Below are 24,816 nucleotides of genomic sequence, written 5' to 3'. Positions count from 1 at the left end.
AGCAGTATCAGGGTGAAGCAGGTCAGTTGCTGAGGTAGGCCAGGAGGTCGTGCCGGGTGAGGATGCCCACCGGCGCGCCGACGAACGTGACCATCACGGTGTCCACGTCCGAGAGCAGTTCCCTGGCTGCGGAAATGGTTTCCAGCGATCCGATGACGGGCAGCTTGGGGCCCATGTGCTCGGAGATCTTGTCCGTCAGCTTGGCTTCGCCGCGGAACAGTTTGGCGGTCAGGGTGCGTTCGTCCACGGCGCCGAGCACCTCGCCCATCACCACCGGCGGCTCCTGGGACAGGACCGGGATATGGCTGACGCCGAACTCGTTCATGATGTTGATGACGTCGCGCACGGACTCGTTCGGATGGATGTGCACCAGGTCCGGCAGTTCGCCGTTCTTGGAGCTGATGACTTCCCCCACGGAGGTTTCCTCGCCGCCGGAGAGGAAACCGTAGGAGCGCATCCACTGGTCGTTGAAGATCTTCGCCAGGTATCCCCGGCCGGAGTCCGGCAGGATCACGACGACGACCGCGGACTCCGGGAGGTCCCGCGCCGCCTTGAGCGCAGCCACCACGGCCATGCCCGAGGATCCGCCCACCAGGAGGCCCTCCTCACGGGCCAGTCGCCTGGTCATGGCGAAGGAATCGGCATCGCTGACCGCGATCACCTGGTCCGGGATGGACTTGTCGTAGTTCGCCGGCCACATGTCCTCGCCGACGCCTTCGACGAAGTACGGGCGTCCGGTGCCGCCGGAGTACACCGAGCCTTCCGGGTCGGCGGCGATGATCCTGACCACGCCGCCGTCGGATGCCGGCCGGCCCGCCGATGCCTCCTTCAGGTAGCGGCCGGTGCCTGTGATGGTTCCGCCGGTTCCCGCGCCGATGACGCAATGGGTGATCCTGCCGTCCGTATCGCGCCAGATCTCCGGGCCGGTGGTCTGGTAGTGGCTGCCGGGCGCCGCGGGGTTGGAGAACTGGTCCGGTTTGTACGCACCGGGGGTCTCCCGGACAATCCGGTCCGAGACGCCATAGTAGCTTTGGGGGCTGTCCGGCGGCACGGCTGTAGGCGTCACCACCACCTCGGCGCCGTACGCCTGCAGGACGGCGCGCTTGTCCTCACCCACCTTGTCCGGAACCACGAAGACGCACTTGTAGCCCTTTTGCTGGGCCACCAGGGCCAGGCCCACCCCGGTATTGCCGGACGTGGGCTCAACAATGGTCCCGCCGGGCTGCAGCTTGCCGTCCCTCTCGGCGTCCTCGATCATCTTCACCGCAATGCGGTCCTTGATGGACCCGCCGGGGTTCAGGTACTCCAGTTTGACCAGGACGGTGGCTTTGATGCCCTCCGTCACGTGGTTGAGTTTGATGAGCGGGGTATTGCCGATGAGGTCCAGGATGGACTGGGCGTACTTCATGGATACAAAGCTACCGCTTCCCTGCCGCGGGCACCTTCCGCGCCCTGTGCCCGCGGCGGCACGCCACGCGGGTGCGCCCGTTTCCAACAGGGTCTGCGCAGTCACGGGTGGGATCATGGGGCGGTGCAGCAGTTCGCCTGGTTGATGAAAGTCCGGAGCTACCTCCTTCCCGGAGCGATGCTTCTGGCCGGTGTTGCATCCCTCGCCTTCGGGTCACTGCCCCTGCCCGCTTTCGACGCCCTGGCGGGCCGCACCGTTCCCATCCTCGCCTTCGTGCTTGCGATGTCCCTGCTGACGGAACTGCTGGACGAGGCCGGGCTGTTCAAGGTTGTCACGGACAGGCTCGCGGGGCTGGGCCGGGGCCGCGTGTTCCTGCTGTGGCTCCTTGTCGTGGCCCTGGCAACTGTTTCCACTGTTTTCCTGTCGCTCGACACCACTGCCGTGCTCGTAACGCCGGTGGTGGTCCTCCTGGCAGTCCATGCCGGCATCCAGCCGCTCCCCTTCGCCCTGACCACCATCTGGCTCGCCAACACCGCCTCGCTCCTGCTGCCCGTGTCAAACCTGACGAACCTGCTGGCGCAGGACGCGCTGGGGCTGAGCCCCCTGGGCTTTGCGGGGACAGTCTGGGCGCCCGCCCTGGTGGGGGTCGTGGTTCCGCTGGCCCTGTTGTGGCTGGCGTTCCGCAAGGACCTGCGGGGACGGTACCGGCCGCAACGGTCCCCCGCAGTGCGGGACCGGCCGTTGCTGGTCATTGCCGCGGCCACCCTCCTGGTCCTGCTGCCCGCCCTGGTGTCCGGCATACCCGTGCAGTATCCGGCCATGCTGGCCGCAGCCTTCCTGCTGGTGGTCTTCCTCCGGCGGCGGCCCTCCGTGCTGCGGTGGTCCATGGTTCCGTGGCGTCCGCTGATGCTCACGGTGGGACTGTTCATGGTTGTTGAGGCACTGCATGCCAGCGGGTTGACGGCGCTCCTGGCCGGCGCGGCCGGCCAGGGCGAGAGCCTGCCCGCCCTCCTGCACCTGGCCGCGCTGGGAGCCGGAGCGGCCAACGCAGCCAACAACCTGCCCGCCTATCTGGCCCTTGAGCCGGTGGCCGGCTCTCCTGCCCGGGTGGCCGCCCTGCTGATCGGTGTCAACCTTGGCCCGCTCGTCACCCCGTGGGCGTCCCTTGCCACCCTGCTCTGGCATGAGCGGCTGCGGGCGCTGAACGTCCGGATCAAGTGGAGCGGTTTTGCCCTGGCCGGTCTGGTGGTGGCAGCCCTGACGGTCCCGCTTGCGGTGGTGGCCCTCTGGGTGGCGTCCGGGATGCCCTGACGCTACCCGGCGGACTGCGCCTGCTGGTCGGCGGGCAGGTTCTCCCACAGGCCCATGACGTTGTCCTCAGGATCCTTGAAGTAGGCGAAATAGCCCATTCCGGGGATCTCGTTCTTGGGCATAACAACAGAACCGCCCAGCTCCTCGACCGTTTTCAGCGTGGCATCGATATCCGGCACGTCCACCGTGATGACGGGGTTGGCGATCTTTTCCTCCCGGGCCATCATGCCGCCGTTGATCGCACCAGCGGTTGTCGGCTGCCCGGTGGCCTCGTCCATGGGGGTGGTGATCACCATGTTGTAGTCCATTCCAGGGACAGGTTCTATCCGCCAGCCCAGGGCCTGGTGGTAAAACTTCTTGGCCCGCTCCTGATCGTCCGCGGGGATTTCGAAATGTACTACTCCACCCATTGCGCTCACCTGGAATCTCTGGAATCTCGAAGGGACGGGCGCGGACGCCCCGCGCCACACCTGGGATTCTAGTCCTCCGTCCGCTGCCCGTTAAGGGCCCGGGAACCGGCACGGCGGAGCCGGCGGAGCCGGCGGGCAAACTGTCGGGGCGCCGTGGGACGATGGTTTAATGACGATCGCAGAGGTTCCCGCACGGCTGGCGGCCGCCGCGGACGCCTCACTCCGGTGGTATCCGGGTGGCCCCTACGACCTGGTGCGGACCCTCCGCCCGCTCCTGCGCGGCAACAGTGATCCGTCCTTCGCGGTGGACGGCGGCGCCATCTGGAACGCCTTCACAACAGCTGAGGGCCCCGCCACCATCCGGCTCAGCCCGGCAGGCAGCGCGGAGATGGAGCACCGGGTGGACGTACAGGCCTGGGGCCCGGGTGCCGCCGCGGCGGCAGCGGCAGTGCCGCGCCTCCTGGGTGCGCACGACGATTGGTCGGCCTTCGACGAACCGGTGTTCCACACCACGCTCCCCCGCATGGTCAGGGAAGCGCGGCGGAGAAGCCTGGCCGTCCGGCTACCCTCCAGCGGCCGCATGGTGGACCAGCTCGTGCCCATCATCCTGGAACAGAAAGTCACGGTCATCGAGGCCCGCCGCGGCTACCGGTACCTCCTCCACCGCTACGGATCCCCCGCGCCGATGGCTGGATCGCTGGCTCCCGCCGGCCTGGTGCTGGCACCCACGGCGGCGCAGTGGCTGCAGGTCCCCAGCTGGGAGTGGCACAAGGCCGGGGTGGGCCCGCAACGCTCCGCGACGGTGATGCGGGCGCTGCGCTCTGCCGTCGCGCTGGAACGGCTGGCGGAACTGCCGGCGCTGGAGGCGGCCGCCAGGATGCAGACCATCCCCGGCATCGGCATCTGGACGGCCGCCGAAGTGGTGCAGCGCACGCACGGCTGCCCCGACTCCGTCTCGGTGGGCGATTACCACCTGGCCGCGTACGTCGGGGCTGCGCTGACCGGCCGCCGGACGGATGACGCCGGCATGCTCCGGCTGCTGGAACCCTGGACGGGGCACCGCCAGCGGGTGGTGCGGATGATCCAAAGCAGCGGCTTCCGCAAACCCACGTTCGGTCCGCGGATGACCATCCAGGACCACCGCCGGCACTGACGCCGGCCGGGGACACGGCCCCAACGCACGTGCACGATTTTTCCGTGGACTCGTGCCGGGGATGGGTATAGCGTGGCGCCAGGGAGCCCGTTCCAGAGCCCCGGCACGCCGCATCCTCTGGAGTCACGCATGATCCACACGGACAAACTGGCAAAGACGTTCACGGTCAGGAAAGAAACAGTGGAAGCCGTCAAGGGCGTCGACATCGACGTCGCGCCGGGCGAGCTTGTGGCCTTCCTCGGCCCGAACGGGGCAGGCAAGTCCACGACGTTGCGGATGCTCACCACCCTGCTGACGCCCACCTCGGGGACAGCCAGGGTTGCCGGCGTGGACGTCACCGCGGATCCGGCGGGAGTGCGGGCCAGGATCGGCTACATCGGCCAGGGCAACGGCGGCGGCCACAGTTTCCGGGTGATCGATGAGCTGGTGATGCAGGGCCGCTTCTACGGCATGAACTCCGCGGACGCCCTTGCCCGGGCCCGGGAACTCCTGGACTCCCTGGACCTCGCGGACCTCGCCAAGCGGACAGTCCTCAAGCTCTCCGGCGGGCAGCGGCGAAGAATGGACGTTGCGCTGGGGCTGATGCACTCGCCGCGGCTGCTCTTCCTGGACGAGCCGTCCACCGGGATGGACCCGCAAAACCGGGCCAACCTGTGGGAGCACATCATGCGGATGCGCGAGGAACACGGCACCACGATTGTGCTGACCACGCACTACATGGATGAGGCCGATTCCATGTCCGAGCGGGTCATCATCATCGACCACGGCAGGATCATTGCCGATGACACCGCCGCGCGGCTGAAGGCGAACCTCGCGGGCGACCTGCTGGCCGTCGAGGTGGCGGCGGCCTCCGCGGCCGGGGTGCGGGGGCTGCTGGGGCGCGCGGCGGCGGGCGGGGAGGTCAGCGAGAATTCGTACGACGGCGTTGTCCGCTTCCGCCTCCGGCTTCCCGAAGGTGCCCGACTGGCGCCTGCGCTGCTGCTGGAGATGCACGACGCCGGTGCTCCCGCCCAGTCCCTGGAGCTGAAGCCGCCCACCCTGGACGATGTGTTCCTCGAACTGACCGGGCGCAACCTGCGGGAAGGGGCGAACCGCTGATGGCCACGCACGGCACCGCTGCCGGCGCCCGGGAAAGGCCCGGGCTGGGCAGGGTCCTGCAGGACACCAGGTACGTGTTCTGGCGGGAAATGCTGCTGCCGCTCAGGGACCCGTTCTCGCTGGTGTTCTCGCTGCTCCAGCCGCTGGTCTTCCTGGGACTGTTCGGCCCGTTGCTGGGGGCGGCCGTGGGCGCGCCGGCGTTCGGCGGACAGTCCACGCTCCAGTGGTTCCTTCCGGGCGTGGTGGTGATGATCGCCCTCTTCGGAACGTCCATGACCGGTTCAAACCTGCAGTATGAGCTCATGACGGGCTCCTATGAGCGCATCCTGGCAACGCCGCTGTCCCGGTCCTCGCTGATGATCGGGCGGGCGTTGAAGGAGTGGGCGCCGCTGGTGGTCCAGGGGCTCCTCATCGCACTGGTCTGCATCCCCTTCGGCTTCGTGTTCTACCCGCTGCACGTGCTGGCCGGGCTGGTCATCCTGGGGATCTTCGGAATAGGGCTTGGCGCCCTGTCCTATGCACTGGCGCTCGTCTCCCAGAACAAGGAGTGGATCTTCTGGGGAGTCCAGCAGACACTGCTGTTCCCGCTGATGATCCTCTCCGGCATCATGCTTCCCATCGAGGCGGGACCCGGGTGGATGAGGACGGCCAGCCTGGTCAACCCCCTGACCTATTTGGTGAACGCAGAGCGTGAACTGTTTGCGGGCAGCGTCGGGACGCACACCCTCCTGGGCCTTGTTGCCGCCTCGGTGACAGCCGCCGTCGGCCTTGCTGTGGGTGTAAAAGCCATCAGCCGCAACATCCGCTGACGTCACAGCCCCAGCCGGGCCACAGCCTCCTGGCGCATCTCCACCTTGCGGACCTTCCCGGACACGGTCATGGGGAACCGCTCCCGGACCTCCACGTAGCGGGGAATCTTGTAGTGGGCCAGCTTCCCCCGGCAGTACTCGGCAAGGGAGCCCGCGTCCAGCGGCTGGGCGCCGGGCTTGAGGATGATGCACGCCATCAGCTCCTCGCCGTACCTTGCATCCGGCACCCCGATGACCTGCACATCCTGGATCGACGGGTGGGCGAAGAGGAACTCCTCAATCTCCCGCGGATAGATGTTTTCGCCGCCCCTGATCACCATGTCCTTGATCCGGCCCTCGATGACGACGTACCCGTCATCGTCCATCCGGGCAAGGTCCCCGGTATGCATCCAGCCGTCGGCATCGATGGCCTCGGCGGTCTTGTCCGGCTGGTTCCAGTACCCCTCCATCACGGCATAGCCCCGGGTGCAGAGCTCCCCGATGCGGCCCCGCTCCAGCACTTCCCCCGATCCGGGATCGATGATCCTGCTCTCCAGGTGGGGCATGGTGCGTCCCACCGTCTCGGTGCGCTGCTGCAGGCTGTCCCCCTGCCGGGTCATGGTGGACACCGGCGACGTTTCAGTCATGCCGTAGCAGATGGCCACATCCACCATGTTCATCTCCGACATCACCCGGTTCATCACCTCGATGGGGCACAGCGAGCCGGCCATGACACCCGTGCGCAGGGTGGACAGGTCGTAGGAAGCAAAGTCCGGCAGCGCCAGCTCGGCGATGAACATGGTGGGCACGCCGTACAGGGAGGTCCCGCCGAAATCCTGGACGGCCTCCAAGGCGGCGGCCGGGCTGAATCCGCGGCCGGGGATGATGGTGGCAGCGCCGTGGCTCAGGGCGTTCAGGTTGCCGATCACCATCCCGAAGCAGTGGTAGAACGGCACCGGGATCACCACCCTGTCGTGCTCCGTGTACCCGAGCAGTTCGCCGATCGAGAACCCGTTGTTGAGGATGTTGTGGTGCGTGAGCGTGGCCCCCTTGGGGAAGCCCGTGGTCCCGGAGGTGTACTGCAAGTTGATGGGATCGTGCGGGTCAAGTTCAGCCATCCGGGCCTGCAGCCCGGTATGTCCGACGTCGTCCGCCCGCCGAAGCAGCTCCGCGTACGTCAGCTCCGCATCGCTTTGGGGGACGCCGGCGTCGAACCCGGCTTCCGCCGGCGCGGGCAGGAAAACCAGCTCGCGCAGGTCCGGGCACTCCGCGAGCGCCTTCCGGGCCATCCCCACATAGTCGCTGTTCGTATCCGACGGGGCGGTGACCAGCATCCGCATACCGTTCTGCCGCACCACGAATTCCAGTTCGTGGCTGCGGTAGACAGGGTTGACGTTGACCAGGATGGCCCCGGCCTTGGCGGTGGCGTACTGGAGGAGGGTCCATTCGGCGCAGTTGGGACTCCAGATTCCAACGCGGTCACCCTTGGCGACGCCGAGGGCGAGGAGCGCACGCGCGAGCCGGTCGACGTCGTCGTTCATCTTGGTGTAGCTCCAGCGGCGGGCGTCGGCGCCCGGAACAGGTGCAGCCTCGATCAGTGCGTCGTGGAAGGGAAAGCGGGCCGCCACCCGCTCAAAGTTCCGGCCGATGGTTTCATGGAGCAGCGGGACGTCAGTGTCCCCGGCTGTGTAGGCGCGCATGCTGGCACGCTACCAAGTGGCTTCCGGCAATGAAAGCACCAGCGGAAGCGGTGTCCGGCGCAACAGAACGAAAGCCGTCCGCAGGTGCCGGTATTGTGAAATCCATGACTTCTCCCATTGACCTGCAGGCAACGTTCATCCCCAACGACGGCGAGTTCCACCGCGTCAAGCTGGCCCTCGAAATCGCCATCGACGAGGTGGTGAATGAGCCCGGCTGCATCCGGTACGAGCTGACGGAAGCCACCGAGGAGAAGCTGGTCCTGACGGAGCAGTGGGCGTCGGAGGATGACCTGGCCAAGCACTCCAAGGGCATCGCCGTGCAGGACCTGAACGAATCACTGAGCGCGCTCCTGGCCGAGCCCGTCAAGGTGGAACGGATCTAGCTGTCTTAACCAAAAATGCGGGACCTCCCACTGGGAGGTCCCGCATTTTGTCTAAGTCCTAGGCGTCCGGGATCTGTGTGCCGTCCTGCGGACCGGCCGGCTTGCCGGCGGCGGCAGCGGCCTCTTCACGCTGGCGTGCCACGTGGGCGTGGACTTCCTCCATGTCCAGGGCCTTCACGGCGTCCACCACCTGTTCGAGCTGCTGGGCGTTCAGCGCGCCGGGCTGCGAGAACACCAGCACCTTTTCACGGAAGGCCATCAGGGTGGGGATGGACGAAATGCCTGCCTCGGCGGCGAGCTGCTGCTCCGCCTCGGTGTCCACCTTGGTGAAGAGGACATCCGGGTGCTTCTCCGACACGGCCGAGTACGTGGGACCGAACTGCTTGCAGGGCCCGCACCATTCCGCCCAGAAATCCACCAGGACAATGTCGTTGCCTTCAATGGTGGATGCGAACTGTTCACCTGTGATGTCAAGGGTAGCCATGTGTCAACGGTACGCGCCGCTCCCCCGCCCTGTCCCGCCTGCGGCCCCTTGTTCGCTCCCCGCGTCATCGGGAATAACACGGGCAGCCGCAATGTACAGGGCGGCCGGCGGCGCCTAGTCTGGGGTCATTGCCGCGCGTGCGCACCCAGGAGGTCTGATGGCAACCGCTATCTCAGCGAAGTCCCTGACCAAGAAATTCGGGCGCCGCGAAGTGCTCCACGGCGTGGATTTCGAGGTAGAGGCCGGCTCCGTCTTTGGTGTGATCGGCCCGAACGGTGCCGGAAAGACCACCACCATGCGCTGCCTGCTCGACATCATCCGCCCCACCAGCGGGACCATCCGGGTGCTGGGGACCGACCCGCGGGCAGGCGGTCCGGAACTGCGGCGCCGCATCGGCTACCTTCCCGGGGAGCTGTTCCTGGCCGGCCGGGTAACGGGGCGCACCCTGCTGGCCCACTATGAGGCAATCAGCGGGCCGGTGCCGCCGGGCCGGGTGGACCAGCTGGCGGAGCGGCTGGGTCTGGACCTCACCCGCCATATCCGCAAGCTATCCAAGGGCAACAAGCAGAAACTGGGCCTGGTGCAGGCGTTCATGCACCAGCCCGAGCTCCTGGTCCTCGATGAGCCCACCAGCGGCCTGGACCCCCTGGTCCAGCAGGAGTTCCACGCCATGGTGCGCGAGGCAAGGCACCGCGGCCAGACCATCTTCCTCAGCTCGCACGTCCTGAGCGAGGTCCAGCAGACAGCGGACACGGTGGCCATCCTCCGGGACGGCAGGATCATCGCCGTCGAATCAGTCAGCGGCCTCCGCGAAGGTGCCCTGCGCCGCGTCCGCTTCACCACCTCCGGCATTGCAGCGCACGACGCCGCTGCGCTGCTCAGTGGCGTGCCCGGCGTCGGACACGTGGAGGTGCTGGAGTCCGACGGCACGGCGACGCTGTCCGCCACCCTTGGCGGGGACATCCAGCCGCTGGTGAGGATGCTGGCTTCCCTCCGGCTGACTGACCTCGTCCTGGAGGAACCGGACCTGGAGGAAGCAGTGCTGACGATGTACGCCGCCCCGCAGGAGGAGGCACGGTGACAACTCTTCCATTGTTCCGCCGGGCCTTCTTTGACACGTGGCGCTCCACCCTGGGCTGGGCGCTGGGCCTGGCCGCCGCGATCTTCCTCTACCTGCCGCTGTACCCGTCCATCGGCGGCAGCGCGCAGATGCAGGACATGATCGATGCCCTCCCTCCGGAGATGACAAAGGCGCTGAACTATGACCAGATTGCCACCGGTCCGGGCTACACGCAGGCCACGCTGTTCGGGCTCCTCGGCTTCCTCCTGATGACCATCGCATCCGTCTCCTGGGGCGCCGCGGCCGTGGGCGGGGACGAGGAGTCGGGCCAGCTGGAACTGACCCTGGCGCACGGGGTGCGCAGGGTGCAGGTGGTGCTGGAACGGGCCCTTGCCCTGCTGCTGCGCGTGGTGCTGCTGGCGACTCTGGTCTGCTCCCTGGTGTGGCTGCTGAACGGGCCGGCGCAGCTGGGCATTGGGCTGGGCAACCTGCTGGGCGCCTCCGTGCTGTTCGCCGGGCTGGCACTGCTGAGCGGAACGGCTGCCCTCTGTGTTGGCGCTGTTACCGGCCGCCGCACGTACGGGCTGGCAGCCGGCGCCGGCGTCGGTGTGCTCGGGTATGTGTTCAACGCGGTGGGACGGCAGAGCAAGGACGTGGAGTGGCTGCTGAACCTCAGCCCTTACCACTGGGCCTACGGAAACTCGCCGGTGGCGAACGGGGCGGACTGGCCGGCGGCGGCATGGCTGTGGGCCATCTCGGCCGCGCTGGTGGCGCTCGCCGCCGTTGCCCTGGAGCGGAGGGACGTGGGCGCCTAAGCCGCTACGCTTCCCAGCTGTGCGGTGCTGGTGTCCGGCTCCCGGGCAGCGTGCTGGACGCCCGCCATTCGTGGATCCAGTCGGGAAGCTCCAGGTCCGCAGGCGGTTCGCCGAACTCCTTCAGGATGTCCGCCTGGCTGACGGGCCGCCCCTTGTGGACCAGCCGGGTGGCGATGTACGCGCGGGCGTACACCTCACCGTCGGCAACCATGCGCTGTTCAAAGAAGATGGCTTTGGCATCCAGCCCGATGATGCGGGTCTCGATGGTGTAGTGCTGCCACAGCTGGAGGGACTTCCGGAAGGCGATGGTCTCCGCCGCCACCACCGGTCCCCAGCCGCGCCGTCGCATCCGCTTCCAGACCCCGCTGCGCACCATCAGGTCGAACCGACCCAGGTCCATGAGGGACAGGTACATACCGTTGTTGACGTGCATGGCAATGTCGATGTCCGTCGGCAGGACCCGCAGCGGAAGCGATGAGCTGTCCCAGACGGTCAGGGGCGGCCGGCGCGACGAACGGACCAGCATCAGCAGGGTTCTCAGGAGGAGGTGCATCCCCCAATGCTACCCGCCAGTAACATTGGGTCCGCAGCGCGCCATGGCGCTGCCAGTAGGATTTCCTGCATGACGCAACAACGCTACCGGGATCTGGCGGACTGGCCTCTCACGGTGACGGCGCTCATCTTCCTGGGGGCCTACGCGTGGCAGGTGATTGGCCGGATCGAAGGCAGCGCCGCCCTCCTGCTCGAGGCTGTCATGTGGGCCACCTGGGGCATCTTTGCCGTGGACTACCTGGCCAACCTGTGGCTGGCAGCGGACCGCGGCAGCTGGTTTGTCCGGAACCTGCACGAGCTGGTGATCGTGGCGCTGCCGTTCTTCCGGCCGCTGCGCCTCCTGCGGCTCGTGACACTGTTGTCCGTGCTGCACCGGACACTGGGCGACACCTTGAGGGGCCGGGTGGTCACGTATGTGGCGGGTTCAGCCACGATGCTGGTGTTCGTGGGCGCCCTGGCGGTCCTGGACGTGGAGCAGTCGGCCCCGGACGCGAAGATCGTCACCTTCGGCGATGCCTTGTGGTGGGCCATGACCACCATCACCACCGTGGGTTACGGCGACATGTACCCGGTGACGCCGATCGGGCGGATGGTTGCCGCTGCCCTGATGATGAGCGGCATCGCCGTGCTGGGCGTGGTCACGGCGTCCATCGCCTCGTGGCTGGTCCAGCGGGTAGAGGATACGGCTGAGGCAGTCTCCGAGGCCGAGGAACCGGTCCGTGCGGAGGTGGCGGACCTCGCGGCCGAAATTGCCGCGCTGCGGCGTGAGATCGCTGCCCTCCAGGAACGGCGAACGCCCTAGCCCGCGGCTGTCCGGAAAACACCGCTGCCCGGCAAGTACCGGGCCTTCCGCGGTTGAGTAGCAGGTTCCGCGCCACCAAGTACCGCACTCAAATATTCGGGTAATTCCTACTGGTGCCGCTAAGGTGCGCCCTTCCTAGACTCGGGATTCCTAGGACCGAACACAGTGCCGGCGGTCCCCCGGAGTTGCTTCCCGGGGTCCCGCCCTCGCGGAGCCTCCGTATTTTCTGGGTATGCGGATGCCTCCATCCCGCGCCTTTCCGCGGCCCCGCGTCAGCGGTGGCGGCCGGCGCGTTCCCCTCGATCCGTCCCGCCCGCCGAAGCGCACCGCTCCGGCCCAGCTGGACCGAGCCTGGACGGGCTACCCATGAACCAGCCATACCTTTCCATCCCCGAAGGCCCCAGCAGGAGCTTCGCCACGGATGAACCCCGCACCGAGATCACCACTGGACGGCCGGCCATCAGCAACAGGCTGTGGGCCGGCATGGCAACAGCCGCCGTGGTGGCGGCGGTGGGCGTCGGCGCCCTGGCGGGGCCGCCCGCGTCAGTGGACCAGGGCACGACGACGGTTGGGCAGGTTGCCGCCGCCGCGTTGCCGGAGGTGCCGAACGCCGCAGCAGCCGCCGAAGCCCAGCCCGCGGCCGAGGCTGCTTCGGAGGCAGTTTCCGGGGCTCCCGCCCCGCCGGCGCCCGCTGCCGAGCCGGCGCCACCGCCTGCGCCGGAGCCAGCACCTGCGCCAGCTCCTGAACCTGCGCCTGCTCCGGCGGGTGACCCAAACCTGTACACCGTGGTTCCGGGCGATACCGTTGGAGCCATCGCGGCCAGGCACGGCGTGGACATGAACGCCATGCTCGCGGCGAACGGACTGGGCCACTACAGCATCATCGTTCCGGGCCAGACGCTGGTGCTCACGGGACCGCCTGTTGCGGTAGCGGCGGACACGCCCGCCCATGCGCCGGCACCGGCTCCCGCACCGGCGGCCGCCGCACCCGCAGCAGCCCCCGCTCCCGCCCCCGCTCCTGTTTTTGTCCCGGCAGCCCCGGCCGTCCGCACCATTTACGTGGCCGGCGCCGGCGGGCAGTCCATGGTGGACGCCTGCATCGGGCCCATCCACTACACGCCCAACGACGGCTACTCGCTCTTTATCACTGAGCACGATTTTTGTGGCGGGTGGGCCCGGTTCTCCGGCATAGGCGTCGGGGAAACCGTCAGCATCCCGGGCTACGGAACCTATACCGTCTCAGCACGGGGCCAGGTGCCCAACCCGGGGACCACCAACGACGTCATTGCCGTCTTCGGCGGTTTCCCCCGGGCGATCCTCCAGACCTGCATCCCGGGCACCAGCCAGATGCTCCTGATTGCCCTGAACTGACGTGCACTGAACTGACGGGAAGGCCCCGCCGGCACCCTGGCCGGAACGGCTGAAGGGCCACCGGGTTTCGCAAGCTTGTCCGCGGTTCCTAGCCTTGACGGCGGGGAGCCGCGGGCAAGGCCATGACCGGACACAAAGAAACGCCACGGAGGGGACCCCGTGGCGTTGGTAGCGGGAAACCCTGACGGGGAAATCCAACCTATGCGTTCATCCGTTTGCGCTCCGAGATGTGCTCCACGAGCTCACCCACGCGCTGCTCGGAGTAGTTCCGGGCAATGTCGCCCTGGCTGATGATGCCCACCAGCTTGTGGTCGGCGATCACCGGGAGCCGGCGGACCTGGTGGGTTTCCATCATCTCGATCGCCGCGTCAACGTTCGCGTCCGCGTCGATCCAGTGGGGCCGGCCCGAGGCGAGGTCGCGGGCCATCATCTCGCGGGGATCGCGTCCTGCCGCCACGCACTTGAGCACGATGTCGCGGTCGGTGATCATGCCCTTCAACTTGCCGTCGTCACCGCAGATGGGCAGCGACCCGCAGTCCAGGTCCATCATCATCTTGGCGGCATCCACCAGGGACTGGTTTTCCTTAATACACTGCGCGTCCGTCGTCATGAACTCACGTACGGCACTCATTGGTCCTCCTTCATCGATGGGGATATCGACGCAGGGTACCGGGGCACATGCGCCGATGCTGCCAGCCTACGCCGGGCTCCTGATGATGTCGACGGCGGTTTTCCGCGGCTTTGGAAGGGGACTTCCGCCCTCGGCGCCGGGGGACAATTCCTGGATTTCCGGCCTTCTTCGCGGCCCGTAACCACCGGGGGCAGGGCCCGCAAAAAAGCCCGTTATGCGGTGCAGGCTCCGGGTTCCGGGACACAAAAAAGCCTCCGGAACCATTCGGTTCCGGAGGCTTTTCCTTGGGTGGCAGATGAGGGATTCGAACCCCCGTAGGCGTTGCCAGCTGATTTACAGTCAGCCCCCTTTGGCCGCTCGGGTAATCTGCCGAACTTCAAAAGAAGTACCCGCCAATGCAGTCTGCGAACCGTCCGTTTCCGGGCCGTTCCGCTTCCAGTAACCGCGGGCAAGACAACTTTACAGAACTTCCGCCGAAGAATCGAATCGGGCCGCGGACACTCCCAAAACCCTTGCAATACCAGGGGAAATGGACGGAATCAGGCCCCGCCGAGGATCCTGCCGGCGAGCCGCGCCTCGAACTTCAGGGCCTGCTCCTCCGTGATCTGGTTCAGCTGGACAGCCCTGAGCAGATCCTCGTGGACGCCTTCCATCCGGGCTGAAGCGTCCGGCACGGGACTGAAGACGATTGCCGCAGCAACTGCCGCGGCCGCAACGGAACTGGCGGCCGCGGCAACCGCTCCGGCTGCTGCCGTGGTGGTTCGCGTGGCGTACCGGACGGCTTTGCGGTGCATGGTGTTCCCTTCCTGCAACTTCCCAACTCCTTCAACTCTGCGGCCGCCTCCTTCGTTCCCTCCGGGTGTCCGCTGAGAGGGAACTGTGAACCCGGCTTCCCCACGCTCCCCCACCAACACCGGCATCCGTATTAGGCTTTTAGGCAGCGATCAAGCCCTGTCCGCGCACAGGGTTCCCACCGGCACAAGGAGAGTCATGGCAGGCGAGTCAACGTTCGACGTCGTAAGCAAAGTGGACAAGCAGGAAGTGGCCAACGCGCTGAACCAGGCACAGAAGGAACTGGCCCAGCGTTACGACTTCAAGGGCGTGGGAGCCGAGGTGGACTTCAGCGGCGACAAGATCCTGATGAAGGCCAACTCTGAGGAACGCGTGCTCGCGGTGCTGGATGTCCTCCAGTCCAAGCTGATCCGCCGCGGCATCTCGCTGAAGTCCCTGGACACCGGCGAGCCGTATGCCTCCGGCAAGGAGTTCCGGCTCGAGGCCTCCATCAAGGAGGGAATCGCGCAGGACCTGGCGAAGAAAATCAACAAGCTCATCCGCGATGAGGCCCCCAAGTCCGTCAAGTCGCAGATCCAGGGCGACGAACTGCGCGTGACCTCAAAGTCCCGTGACGACCTGCAGGCCACCATGGCCCTGCTGAAGGACTTCGACGAAGCGGACCTGCAGTTTGTGAACTTCCGCAGCTAGTCCTTCACGTCAGTTTCGACGCGCAGGATTTGTGCCGCCGGCCGTACGTCAGGCCGGCGGCCCAGCCATCCGCTCCAGCCGCGCAATCCGGTCCCGCATGGGCGGATGGGTAGCGAACAGCTTGTTCATCGCCCCGCCGCGGAACGGATTGGCGATCATCAGGTGTGAGGCGTTGACCAGGCGCTGGTCCTGGGGCAGCGGGGCGATGCTGACGCCGCGCTCGATCTTGCCCAGGGCTGAGGCGAGGGCCAGCGGATCGCCGGTCAGCTGCGAACCGTCCTCGTCGGCGTCGTACTCCCGCGTCCGGGAAATGGCGAGCTGGATCAGGGACGCCGCGAAGGGGGCCAGCAGCGCCATGGCGATCATGGCCAGTGGATTCGCGTTGCGCCGGTCACCGCCGCCGAAGAAGAGGAGCATCTGCCCCACCGACGTGATCACGCCGGCCACGGCGGCCGCCACCGACGAGGTGAGGATGTCCCGGTTGTAGACATGCATGAGCTCGTGTCCCAGGACCCCGCGAAGTTCCCGGGCGTCCAACAGTTGCAGGATGCCCTGGGTCACGCAGACCGCGGCGTTGCGGGGATTCCGGCCGGTGGCGAAGGCATTGGGGTTCATGGTGGGCGACAGATAGATGCGCGGCATGGGCTGGTTGGCCCGGGCCGACAGCTCGCGGACCATCTGGTACAGCTGCGGGGCCTGCGCCTCGTCCACGGGAATGGCCTGCATGGACCGGATGGCGATCTTGTCGCTGTTCCAGTATCCGTAGGCGGTGGTAAACACCCCCACCAAGGCCATGATCCAGATGGGCGCGGAGCTGCGGGTGCTGGTGCCGATCACCGCCCCGAGTCCGAGGAGCACCGCCCACAGCACCCCGAAGAGCGCCGCCGTCTTGAGGCCGTTGTAATGTTTGTGCACGTCTCCTCCTTACTCACTAAGGGAACGGCTGTCTAGGGAACAGGGTTCCGGGCGTCGTATTCCCTGAAGCCGGGCTGCAGCTTTGCGGCCGCCCACGCGGCGGCGACGCAGAGGAAGCCGCCGATCAGCAGGACCCAGCCCTCTGCCACGACCTTGGTTGCGCCGCCTGCCAGCAGGTCGCCGATCCTGGGGCCGCCCGCCACCACCACGATGAACACCCCCTGGAGGCGCCCGCGGAGGTGGTCCGGGGTTGCTGCCTGCAGGATGGTGTGGCGGAAGACGCCGCTGATGGAATCGGCAATCCCGGCCAGCGCGCAGCACAGTGCCGCAGGCAGCAGCCACGGCGTCACCGCCCCGTCCGGAGCGCGCCCGGCCAGCAGCACCACCAGCCCGAACCCGGCAATGGAGGCGCCCCACCCCATCACCGAGAAGACCACGGCACTCCCCTGCCGGCGGACATTCCCGAGCGGCCCGGAGAACAGCCCGGCCAGGAAGGCGCCGATGGCGGTGGAGGCGAGGAGGATGCCCACGGTGGCCTCGCCGCCGCCGATCAGGACCGCGCCGATGGCCGGCATGAGCGCCCGCGGCTGGGCCAGGATCATGGCGATCAGGTCGATGACGAAGGTCATGCGCACGTTGGGCCGGGTGCCAAGGAAGCGGAAGCCCTCGACGACGGAGCGGAGTCCGGGCCTGCGCGGAGTTCCCGAGGGCGGCAGGGGCGGCAGCCGGTACACCGCCCACAGCACGAACGCGAAGCTGATGAAGTCAAGCGTGTAGGTCCACGCGAACCCTATCCAGGCCACCAGCACGCCGGCCAGCAGGGGACCTGCCGTCATGGCGAGGCCGAAGGACATCATGCTGAGGGCGTTGGCCGCGGGCAGGAGTTCCTTGCGGACCAGCATGGAGAGGATGGCGCTGCGGGCCGGCTGGTTGATGGCCTGGGCTCCGCTCTGCGCCGCCACCAACAGATACAGGAGCCACACACTGTCCAGTTGCAGCCAGGACTGCAGGGCAATCACGCCTGTCGTCAGCCACAGGACAGAGGTGGCGAGCAATGCCACCATCCGGCGGTCGTGGGCATCTGCAATGGAGCCGCCCAGCAGCCCGCCAATCACCAGCGGCACCAGGGCGAAAACGGCCAGCAACCCCACGTAGAAGCTGTCCTGGGTCAGGCGGTAGACCTGCAGGCTTACTGCCACCAGGGTGAGCTGGCTTCCGACGGCGGACACGGCGGATCCCAGCCAGAGCCTGCGGAACGCCGGGCTCTCCCGGAGCGGCGTGATGTCAGCGAGCAGTTTCCCCACCCTGCAACCCTAGTGGTGCGGATGTGGCTGCTGGTTCCCGCGAGGTTAGTCCTGCCTTATTGTGAGATGTTCATAATAAGTGCTTCAATGGTGACATGACGGAACACTTTGACGGCCACGAAGCATGGGCTGCCGCCCTGCGCGCCCACGGCCGCAGGGTGACCAAACAGCGGCTGGCGGTCCTGGCCGCCGTCGAACGCCATCCCCATTCCCCCGCCGAAAGCATCCTGAGCGCCGCCCGCGCCGAGCTTCCCGAGCTGACGGCCCAGTCCGTGTATGTGGTGCTGGGCGACCTGACGGACCTGCACATGCTCCGCAGGTTCGAGCCCCCGCACTCCCCCGCGCTGTACGAGACGCGCGTGGGAGACAACCACCACCACGCCATCTGCATCAGCTGCGGCCGGGTGGAGGACGTCGACTGCGCAGTGGGCCATGCGCCCTGCCTCACCCCCCACTGGGATGAGGGTGCCAAGCCGATGACCATCCAGATCGCCGATGTCATGTACCAGGGCATCTGCCAGGACTGCCAGCAGTCCCAACAACTTCCTTCCAACCGTCCCTCTGAAGAACCACAGAAATAAGAGAAATAGGAGAACAATGACTGCCATTTCAACAACCCAGTCAGGTGCCCCCGTTACGTCCGACGCGCACTCCAAGTCAGTTGGTGCCGACGGTGCCATCATCCTGACTGACCACTACCTGGTGGAGAAGCTCGCCCAGTTCAACCGCGAGCGGGTTCCGGAGCGCGTAGTGCACGCCAAGGGCGGCGGCGCATTCGGCACGTTCAAGGCCACCGAGGACGTGTCCAGGTACACCAAGGCAGCCTTCCTCCAGCCCGGCGTCGAAACCGAAATGCTGATCCGCTTCTCCTCCGTGGCCGGCGAAAACGGCTCCCCGGACACCTGGCGCGATCCCCGCGGCTTCGCCGTGAAGTTCTACACCTCCGAGGGCAACTACGACCTCGTGGGCAACAACACCCCCGTCTTCTTCATCCGCGACGGCATCAAGTTCCCGGACTTCATCCACTCCCAGAAGCGCCTCCCGGGCACCCACCTGCGCGACGCAGACATGCAGTGGGACTTCTGGACCCTGTCCCCCGAATCCGCCCACCAGGTCACCTGGCTGATGGGCGACCGCGGCCTGCCCGCCTCCTGGCGTGAAATGCAGGGCTACGGCTCGCACACCTACCAGTGGATCAATGCCGAGGGCGAGCGCTTCTGGGTCAAGTACCACTTCAAGTCCAACCAGGGCGTGAACTCCATGAGCAGCGAGCAGGCCGAGCAGCTGGCCGGCTCGGACGCGGACTACTACATCCGCGACCTGTCCGAGAACATCGAAGCCGGCAACTTCCCGTCCTGGGACCTCCACGTCCAGGTCATGCCGTACGAGGACGCCAAGACCTACCGCTTCAACCCGTTCGACCTGACCAAGGTGTGGCCGCACGGCGACTACCCGCTGATCAAGGTGGGCACCATGGAGCTGAACCGGAACCCGGAGAACTACTTCGCGCAGATCGAGCAGGCCACCTTTGCGCCGTCGAACTTCGTTCCGGGCATCGCCGCCTCCCCGGACAAGATGCTGCAGGCTCGCATCTTCTCCTACGCGGACGCACACCGATACCGCGTGGGCACCAACCACGCCCAGATCCCGGTGAACCAGCCCAAGAACCAGGTCAACAACTACAGCCAGGACGGCGCCGGGCGTTACCACTTCAACGCCCCGTCCGTTCCCGTGTACGCCCCCAACTCCGTGGGCGGCCCGGCTGCAGTGGAGCCGCAGAACCCGGCCGGCGGGTGGGAGAACGACGGCGAGCTGACGCTGGCTGCGCACTCCCTCCACGCTGAGGACAGCGACTTTGTGCAGGCCGGCGCGCTGTACCGCGAGGTTTTCGACGACGGAGCCAAGGCCCGCCTGCTCGAGACCATCACCGGTGCCGTTGGCGGCGTGAAGAGCCCTGGCATCAAGGAACGCGCCATCCAGTACTGGACCAACGTTGACGCCGACCTCGGCGCCAAGCTGCGTGCCAACCTCGGTGCCGCCGATGCTCCGTCAGCCCCGGCTTCGGACGCAGAATCGGCCAACAAGATCGGCTGATCCAGCCTTTCCTGAGGTTGCCCCAAGGGACCACCCCGTCACGGATTCCGTGGCGGGGTGGTCCCTTTTCCACATAAGGCAGCCTTTGCACATAGCCTGTCCGGGCACTGTCCTTCGGCGTTGGGCGAGCCTAGGCTCGCACCATGACAACTTTCCAGGGCATCCCGGCCGGCGCTTTCGGGTTCTACGAAGAGCTTCAGGACAACAACAACCGGGAGTGGTGGCAGGAGCACAAGGCCGGATACCAGTCGTTGGTCAAGGAACCCCTGGCATCTCTGCTCGCCGAACTGGAGCCCCGGTTCGGTCCGGCGAAGCTCTTCCGGCCCAACAGGGACATCCGGTTCTCAGAGGACAAGTCCCCGTACAAGACGGCCCAGGGCGCGGTGGCGTCCGTCCAGGAAGGCGTTGGCTACTACCTGCAGATCAGTGCCGACGGCCTGCTGGTGGGCGGGGGCTGCCACTCGCACACCCCTGCGCAGCTGGTCCGCTACCGCAACTCGGTGGACGCTTCAGGCACAGGTGAGGCTCTCCGCCACATCGTGGAGGCTGTTGCCGCGGCCGGCTTCTCCGTGGAGGGCGAGAAGCTGAAAACAGTCCCGCGGGGGTACGCCCGTGAGCATCCGCGGGCGGAACTCCTCAAGCACAAGTCCCTCTCAGCCAGCGTCAGCATGGGCCGGCCGGATTGGCTGGCCACACCCGGCGCGGTCCAGGAGATCGCGGCGCTGTGGGATGGGCTGCGCCCGTTGGTGGACTGGGTCAGCCGGTACGCTGCCCCTTGACGGGGGTTTCACCTGCTGATGCCGCAGCAGGCCGGTGTCCCTTCTTGGCCAGCTGGATCTGTTCGTAGACGTGGTGGCGAAGCTCTGTGAAGCGCGGCAGGGAACGGGTGTTCAGCTGGTCACGGTCCGCCGGGAGGTCGATCTGGATATCCTCCTGGATCACTGTCGGAGAACTCGACAAGATGATGACCCGCTCGCCAAGATAGACCGATTCGTCAATGTCGTGGGTCACGAACAGCACCGTCACGCCGAGCTTTTTCCAGACAACCCGGATCAGGTCCTCAAGATCGGCCCTGGTTTGCGCGTCCACCGCCGCAAACGGTTCGTCCATGAGCAGGACCTCGGGCTGGTAAGCGATGGCCCGGGCGATTGCGACGCGCTGCTGCATGCCGCCGGAGAGCTGCCAGGGGTAGGACCGCGGGACGTGGGAGAGGCCCACTGCTTCAAGGGCATCATCCACCAGCCGGTCGCGTTCGCCCTTGGGGACACCCTGGTTCTTCAGCGGCAGCTCCACGTTGTCCCGCACCCGCATCCACGGGAACAGCGAACGCCCGTATTCCTGGAACACCACCGCCATCTTCTTGGGCGGGCCGGTCACGCGCTTGCCGTCCAGGAGCACCTCGCCCTCGGTGGGCGCCATGAGCCCGGAGATGCACTTGAGCAGCGTGGTCTTGCCGGACCCGGAGGGCCCCACCAGGCAGGCCAGCTCCCCGGCGCGCAGGTCGAAGGTGAGGTTTCGGACAGCCTCGACGTCGCCGCCGTCGGTCTGGTAGACCTTCTTCAGCCCCCGTACGGAGAGCGTGGCCTCCGTGTTCGGCTGGGTGGGGTCAGGCTGCATTTTCTACCTCTTTCTGGCCGTGGTACCAGCGCAGGATGTTCCGTTCGGCCCACTGGAAGATGAAGGACATGGCCACGCCCAGCAGGCCCAGGACCACGATGCCGGACCACATCTCGGGGATGGCGAAGGACCGCTGGAACTGGACGATCGTAAAGCCCAGCCCGGAGGACGAGGCAAACATTTCGGAGATCACCATCAGGATCAGCCCGAGGGACAGTGACTGTCGGACTCCGGCCATGATCTGCGGGCTCGCGGAGGGCAGCACCAGGTACCGGACCCGCGCCCAGCCGCTGATGCCGTACGTGTGGGCGGAGTCGGAGAGGACAGGGTCCACGGCGCGGACGCCTTCGATGGTGTTCAGCAGCACCGGCCAGACGCAGCCGGAAATGATCACCATGACCTTCATGGAATCGGTGATTCCCATGAGCAGCATGAGGACCGGCACCAGGACCGGGGGCGGGATGGCGCGGAAAAACTCCAGCGTCGGTTCCAGGAGGGAACGCAGCCACCGGACGGATCCGATCAGGACACCACCCACCACCCCGATGAGGATGGCAACGGCGACGCCCACCACAAGCCGGCCCAGGCTGGGCAGGACATCGGAAAAGAAGCGGTCACCGAACCAGACCTCGCCGAACGTCTCCACGAGGTCTGCCGGCTTGGGGACAAAGAAGTTGACTGAGCCCAGGGTGGACACCCACCAGACCAGGACCAGCAGCACGGGCAGCCCGAGGATGTAGCCGATGTTCCTGGCCGTCCTCATACGATCACCTCCGACCGGATGGACGAGTGCCAGCCCAGGATCCGTTTTTCGATCTGGCGCATCAGCATGTTGATCAGGACGCCGATCAGACCGGTGGCCAGCACCAGGGCGTACATGCCGGAGATGGCGCCGCCGGACTGGGCCAGGGCGATTTCCCTGCCGAGTCCCGGGGATCCGATGACGAGTTCCGCGGTGATGGCCAGGACCAGAGCCACGGCCGCGGCGAGCCGCACCCCCGTCATCAGGTAGGGCAGGGCGGTGGGAAAGACCACGTACCGGATCCGGGCCATCCTGCCCAGGCCGTACGTCCTGGCGGTGTTGTTGGCAACCATGTCCACGTCGGCCACCCCGTACAGCACTTGGATCAGGACCTGCCAGAAGGAGGCGTACACAATCAGGAGGAGGGACGACTCAATTTTCACGCCGAAGAGCAGCACGGCCAACGGGATGAGGGCAACCGACGGGATGGGTCGAAGGAACTCGATCGTGGAGTTGGTGGCCTTCCGCAGGAACTCGCTGGAGCCGATGATGAAGCCCAGCAGCACGGCGGCCGCCACGGCCATCAGCAGGCCGAGGAACCACGCCTTCATGGTCTCGCCCACCGCAACCCAGAAGGCCGTCAGTCCGAAGTCGACAACCAGGGCGGCGATGACCTCGCTGGCGGGCGGGAGGAACCGTTCATCGATCAGGCCAAGCCGGGGAATGAGCTCCCACGTCGCCAGGAATCCGATGATGCCCAGGATCCCCAGCAGCTGTTTCGCTGCTCCTTTGCCCGCCTTCCGGCGCTGCCGCTCCACGGATGGAGCGGCACCGCCGGCGGCCAGGGTTTCCGAACTCACGGGAGGAGGTCGTCCGCACTGGGGGCTTTGGAGAGGGTGCCGTACTTGGCTGCCGCGTCGCCCAGCGTCTTGAACGCGCCCTCGTCGAACTCAACGCGGTAGCGCGGGAGGATCGTCTTCGCCCGTGTGGCCTCGTCGATCTTGGTGTACGTGCCCACGATCTCGCGGACTTCGTCCGGGTGCTCCTGGGCGTATTCCAGGGACTTGTTCATGGCGCGGGTGAACTTCTCCGTCAGGTCGGCTTTACCGCTGATGGTGTCGCCCTTGGTGAAGTAGCCGGCGATATCGAGTTCCGGGCTCATCTCCACGAAGTTCGATGACACCACCGTTCCGCCCTCATCCACGGCCTTGGACAGGAACGGCTCAAGGATCCATGCTGCATCCACCTGCTTGTTGGCCAGCGCCGCAGGTGCGTCAGGGAAGGCAACTTCCACGAACTTCACGCCGCTGGGATCGCCGCCGTCCTTCTCGATGACCGACTTAATGGTGGTGTCGCCGATATTGGAGAGGTTGTTCACGGAAACAGTTTTGCCGGCGAGGTCCTTGGCGGACTGGATGTCCGATCCGGCCGGGACAACGACACCGCCGATGTCTTTGCCCTCTTCACCCGTGGTGGAGGCACCGTTTGCCACGAACTTCAGGTCCAGCCCCTTGTCCTTGGCCACCATGACCGAGATCAGGTTGGAGAAGGCGAAGTCGAAGCTGCCGCTGACCACGCCGGGGACAATCGCCGCGCCTCCGGTGGCTGTCTGGATATCCAGCTCAAGGCCCTCTTCCTTGAAGAAGCCCTGCTTGTCACCGAGATAGATGGGCGCGCAGTCGACAATGGGGATGACGCCCACGCTGACCTTGGTCAAACCCGCATCCCCGCCCCCGGTGGCGGGTGCGGTTCCGCCTCCCGTGGAACTGGGCGAGCCGCTGCCGCAGGCCGCCAGCCCCAGGATGGAGGCCGCTGCGAGGACGGAAATAAGACGACTTTTCATGTTCACTCCTTCGTGCCCATGACCCGGAACCGCTGCGTTCCCAAGCCCTAGTGTTCGCCATTCGAACAGTCGTTCGATTACTCTGATTCAATCATGGTACGACGGCCAGGCCACCGATGTACGGCTCATTGTTACAGCTCTGGGACGGCGGCGTAAGGGACCCGACGGCGGCACTGTACTGCCGCCGTCGGGCCGCCAGGGAGTCCGGCGGGCAGGGCTGCTCAGCCGCCCTGTCCGCCAGCCGCCAGCCGGGTCTCAAGGTTGTTGAAGAAGACCGTGAGCATCAGTTCGAAAGCCTTCGTGGCTGCCTCCGGCTCGTTCATGACCACGAAGTCGAACTGGAGTCCGTAGAAAGTGGAGGTGAAGAGCCGCGCGTCCGTATCGGCGAATTCCTCCGGTATCCCCTGGACCATCAGCCAGTCGCGGGTCTTGTGGTGGAGCATCCGGAAGTGCTCCTGCGACGTCCCCCGCGGCTCGGCGGCCACAATGTCCTGCGCCGTCGCTTCAAATTCGAGCCTCGTGAGGTGCCGGTTGCGCTGCGCCATGGTCCACTGCCAGGAATCCAGCAGGAAGTCCCGCCAGGCAGCGCGGTCGATGTCCCGCACGTCGGTGTTGCGCATCCGGTCCAGCCGGGACTCGATGGAAACCACGATGTCGTTGATGAGCTGGTCGCGGCTCCCGAAGTGGTACACCAGCACGTAGGCGCTCATCCCCAGGCCGTCGGCCAGGCTCCGGAAGGTGAGCTCGGCCAGCGTCTTGTCCATCAGATAGTCAAGGATGGCGGCGAGGAGCTCGGCCTTGCGTTCGTCTCGTGTGGGGCGGGCCATAAGTCCAATCCTAGGTGGCGGCTCCC

Annotated in this window: 27 protein-coding genes and 1 tRNA gene; 13 read left to right on the top strand and 15 right to left on the bottom strand. The window is 66.5% G+C overall.

Features of this window, described 5'->3' with window-relative positions; genetic code table 11:
• Positions 1 to 22 precede the first annotated feature (22 nt).
• A complete protein-coding gene (locus tag NFU08_RS07825) occupies positions 23 to 1,408 on the bottom strand; it encodes a cystathionine beta-synthase (protein WP_251422038.1) in 1,386 nt (461 codons plus the stop codon).
• Positions 1,409 to 1,552: 144 nt separating this feature from the next.
• Here NFU08_RS07825 and NFU08_RS07820 point away from each other — a divergent pair, with 144 nt between their 5' ends.
• Positions 1,553 to 2,719, top strand: a complete 1,167-nt coding sequence (locus NFU08_RS07820) for an SLC13 family permease (RefSeq protein WP_251422247.1) — start codon at positions 1,553 to 1,555, stop codon at positions 2,717 to 2,719.
• Between the two features lie 2 nt (positions 2,720 to 2,721).
• Here the strand turns inward: NFU08_RS07820 and NFU08_RS07815 are convergent, their stop codons facing one another.
• A complete protein-coding gene (locus NFU08_RS07815) occupies positions 2,722 to 3,129 on the bottom strand; it encodes a VOC family protein (protein ID WP_251422244.1) in 408 nt (135 codons plus the stop codon).
• A 169-nt stretch (positions 3,130 to 3,298) separates the two neighbouring features.
• Here NFU08_RS07815 and NFU08_RS07810 point away from each other — a divergent pair, with 169 nt between their 5' ends.
• From NFU08_RS07810 to NFU08_RS07800, 3 genes are all read left to right on the top strand, one after another.
• Positions 3,299 to 4,282 (top strand): DNA-3-methyladenine glycosylase, encoded by a 984-nt coding sequence (locus tag NFU08_RS07810; RefSeq protein ID WP_251422034.1) that lies wholly within the window; start codon positions 3,299 to 3,301, stop codon positions 4,280 to 4,282.
• Positions 4,283 to 4,411: 129 nt separating this feature from the next.
• The gene (locus NFU08_RS07805) at positions 4,412 to 5,380 is read left to right on the top strand and encodes an ATP-binding cassette domain-containing protein (RefSeq protein WP_251422031.1); all 969 of its coding nucleotides are present in this window, start codon (positions 4,412 to 4,414) and stop codon (positions 5,378 to 5,380) included.
• Positions 5,380 to 6,189, top strand: coding sequence for an ABC transporter permease (locus NFU08_RS07800; protein ID WP_251422028.1), 810 nt, complete (start codon positions 5,380 to 5,382; stop codon positions 6,187 to 6,189). The genes NFU08_RS07805 and NFU08_RS07800 overlap by 1 nt, the downstream gene beginning before the upstream one ends.
• 2 nt (positions 6,190 to 6,191) lie before the next feature.
• Here NFU08_RS07800 and NFU08_RS07795 read toward each other — a convergent pair whose 3' ends face one another.
• Complete coding sequence (locus NFU08_RS07795; protein WP_251422025.1) at positions 6,192 to 7,868, bottom strand: AMP-binding protein; 1,677 nt, start codon at positions 7,866 to 7,868, stop codon at positions 6,192 to 6,194.
• A 104-nt stretch (positions 7,869 to 7,972) separates the two neighbouring features.
• Between NFU08_RS07795 and NFU08_RS07790 the strand changes: the two genes are divergently transcribed.
• A complete protein-coding gene (locus tag NFU08_RS07790; RefSeq protein ID WP_251422022.1) occupies positions 7,973 to 8,251 on the top strand; it encodes a putative quinol monooxygenase in 279 nt (92 codons plus the stop codon).
• Between the two features lie 58 nt (positions 8,252 to 8,309).
• Here the strand turns inward: NFU08_RS07790 and NFU08_RS07785 are convergent, their stop codons facing one another.
• Positions 8,310 to 8,735 carry a co-chaperone YbbN gene (locus NFU08_RS07785; RefSeq protein WP_104184401.1) on the bottom strand — a complete coding sequence of 142 codons (426 nt, stop codon included), beginning with the start codon at positions 8,733 to 8,735 and terminating at the stop codon, positions 8,310 to 8,312.
• A 157-nt stretch (positions 8,736 to 8,892) separates the two neighbouring features.
• Between NFU08_RS07785 and NFU08_RS07780 the strand changes: the two genes are divergently transcribed.
• Positions 8,893 to 9,816 (top strand): ABC transporter ATP-binding protein, encoded by a 924-nt coding sequence (locus tag NFU08_RS07780; RefSeq protein ID WP_251422019.1) that lies wholly within the window; start codon positions 8,893 to 8,895, stop codon positions 9,814 to 9,816.
• Positions 9,813 to 10,610 carry an ABC transporter permease subunit gene (locus NFU08_RS07775; RefSeq protein WP_251422015.1) on the top strand — a complete coding sequence of 266 codons (798 nt, stop codon included), beginning with the start codon at positions 9,813 to 9,815 and terminating at the stop codon, positions 10,608 to 10,610. Before NFU08_RS07780 ends, NFU08_RS07775 begins: the two co-directional genes overlap by 4 nt.
• A 4-nt stretch (positions 10,611 to 10,614) precedes the next feature.
• Here the strand turns inward: NFU08_RS07775 and NFU08_RS07770 are convergent, their stop codons facing one another.
• Entirely contained in the window at positions 10,615 to 11,163 is a 549-nt protein-coding gene (locus tag NFU08_RS07770) for a thioesterase family protein (protein WP_174181474.1), read from the bottom strand.
• A gap of 69 nt (positions 11,164 to 11,232) precedes the next feature.
• On the opposite strand from NFU08_RS07770, the gene NFU08_RS07765 reads away from it, so the two are divergent.
• Both NFU08_RS07765 and NFU08_RS07760 read left to right on the top strand, forming a co-directional pair.
• Positions 11,233 to 11,964, top strand: coding sequence for a potassium channel family protein (locus tag NFU08_RS07765; protein WP_174181472.1), 732 nt, complete (start codon positions 11,233 to 11,235; stop codon positions 11,962 to 11,964).
• A 366-nt stretch (positions 11,965 to 12,330) separates the two neighbouring features.
• Positions 12,331 to 13,335 (top strand): LysM domain-containing protein, encoded by a 1,005-nt coding sequence (locus tag NFU08_RS07760; RefSeq protein WP_251422012.1) that lies wholly within the window; start codon positions 12,331 to 12,333, stop codon positions 13,333 to 13,335.
• Between the two features lie 199 nt (positions 13,336 to 13,534).
• Here NFU08_RS07760 and NFU08_RS07755 read toward each other — a convergent pair whose 3' ends face one another.
• The 3 genes from NFU08_RS07755 to NFU08_RS07745 form a co-directional block, all read right to left on the bottom strand.
• Positions 13,535 to 13,966 (bottom strand): CBS domain-containing protein, encoded by a 432-nt coding sequence (locus tag NFU08_RS07755; protein ID WP_174181468.1) that lies wholly within the window; start codon positions 13,964 to 13,966, stop codon positions 13,535 to 13,537.
• Positions 13,967 to 14,255: 289 nt separating this feature from the next.
• Positions 14,256 to 14,337: transfer RNA gene (locus NFU08_RS07750), tRNA-Tyr, on the bottom strand.
• Positions 14,338 to 14,505: 168 nt separating this feature from the next.
• Positions 14,506 to 14,760, bottom strand: coding sequence for a hypothetical protein (locus NFU08_RS07745; protein ID WP_251422009.1), 255 nt, complete (start codon positions 14,758 to 14,760; stop codon positions 14,506 to 14,508).
• Between the two features lie 196 nt (positions 14,761 to 14,956).
• Between NFU08_RS07745 and NFU08_RS07740 the strand changes: the two genes are divergently transcribed.
• Positions 14,957 to 15,448, top strand: coding sequence for a YajQ family cyclic di-GMP-binding protein (locus NFU08_RS07740; RefSeq protein WP_104184409.1), 492 nt, complete (start codon positions 14,957 to 14,959; stop codon positions 15,446 to 15,448).
• A gap of 48 nt (positions 15,449 to 15,496) precedes the next feature.
• Here the strand turns inward: NFU08_RS07740 and htpX are convergent, their stop codons facing one another.
• Together htpX and NFU08_RS07730 are read right to left on the bottom strand one after the other, a co-directional pair.
• Entirely contained in the window at positions 15,497 to 16,363 is an 867-nt protein-coding gene (gene htpX, locus NFU08_RS07735) for a zinc metalloprotease HtpX (protein WP_174181464.1), read from the bottom strand.
• Positions 16,364 to 16,395: 32 nt separating this feature from the next.
• Positions 16,396 to 17,667 (bottom strand): MFS transporter, encoded by a 1,272-nt coding sequence (locus tag NFU08_RS07730; RefSeq protein WP_251422005.1) that lies wholly within the window; start codon positions 17,665 to 17,667, stop codon positions 16,396 to 16,398.
• A 95-nt stretch (positions 17,668 to 17,762) separates the two neighbouring features.
• Between NFU08_RS07730 and NFU08_RS07725 the strand changes: the two genes are divergently transcribed.
• The 3 genes from NFU08_RS07725 to NFU08_RS07715 all read left to right on the top strand — a co-directional run bounded on the left by NFU08_RS07725 (position 17,763) and on the right by NFU08_RS07715 (position 20,540).
• Positions 17,763 to 18,248, top strand: a complete 486-nt coding sequence (locus NFU08_RS07725; protein ID WP_174181459.1) for a Fur family transcriptional regulator — start codon at positions 17,763 to 17,765, stop codon at positions 18,246 to 18,248.
• 16 nt (positions 18,249 to 18,264) lie between these two features.
• A complete protein-coding gene (locus NFU08_RS07720) occupies positions 18,265 to 19,761 on the top strand; it encodes a catalase (protein ID WP_251422002.1) in 1,497 nt (498 codons plus the stop codon).
• 143 nt (positions 19,762 to 19,904) lie between these two features.
• Positions 19,905 to 20,540 (top strand): DUF2461 domain-containing protein, encoded by a 636-nt coding sequence (locus tag NFU08_RS07715; RefSeq protein ID WP_251422000.1) that lies wholly within the window; start codon positions 19,905 to 19,907, stop codon positions 20,538 to 20,540.
• On the opposite strand, the gene NFU08_RS07710 is transcribed toward NFU08_RS07715, so the two are convergent.
• From NFU08_RS07710 to NFU08_RS07690, 5 genes are all read right to left on the bottom strand, one after another.
• On the bottom strand, positions 20,518 to 21,378 hold the full coding sequence (locus tag NFU08_RS07710) for an ABC transporter ATP-binding protein (RefSeq protein ID WP_251421997.1): 861 nt from the start codon (positions 21,376 to 21,378) through the stop codon (positions 20,518 to 20,520). The genes NFU08_RS07715 and NFU08_RS07710 overlap by 23 nt on opposite strands.
• A complete protein-coding gene (locus NFU08_RS07705; RefSeq protein WP_174181453.1) occupies positions 21,368 to 22,141 on the bottom strand; it encodes an ABC transporter permease in 774 nt (257 codons plus the stop codon). Before NFU08_RS07705 ends, NFU08_RS07710 begins: the two co-directional genes overlap by 11 nt.
• Positions 22,138 to 22,980, bottom strand: coding sequence for an ABC transporter permease (locus NFU08_RS07700; protein ID WP_174181451.1), 843 nt, complete (start codon positions 22,978 to 22,980; stop codon positions 22,138 to 22,140). Before NFU08_RS07700 ends, NFU08_RS07705 begins: the two co-directional genes overlap by 4 nt.
• Positions 22,977 to 23,963 (bottom strand): ABC transporter substrate-binding protein, encoded by a 987-nt coding sequence (locus NFU08_RS07695; RefSeq protein ID WP_251421993.1) that lies wholly within the window; start codon positions 23,961 to 23,963, stop codon positions 22,977 to 22,979. Before NFU08_RS07695 ends, NFU08_RS07700 begins: the two co-directional genes overlap by 4 nt.
• 221 nt (positions 23,964 to 24,184) lie before the next feature.
• Positions 24,185 to 24,790 (bottom strand): TetR/AcrR family transcriptional regulator, encoded by a 606-nt coding sequence (locus NFU08_RS07690; RefSeq protein WP_174181447.1) that lies wholly within the window; start codon positions 24,788 to 24,790, stop codon positions 24,185 to 24,187.
• Between the last annotated feature and the right edge of the window lie 26 nt (positions 24,791 to 24,816).

It is taken from the genome of Pseudarthrobacter sp. NCCP-2145, from assembly GCF_023708005.1.
Lineage (GTDB): Bacteria > Actinomycetota > Actinomycetes > Actinomycetales > Micrococcaceae > Arthrobacter > Arthrobacter oxydans.
This window is presented reverse-complemented; position numbering and strand designations above follow the sequence as displayed.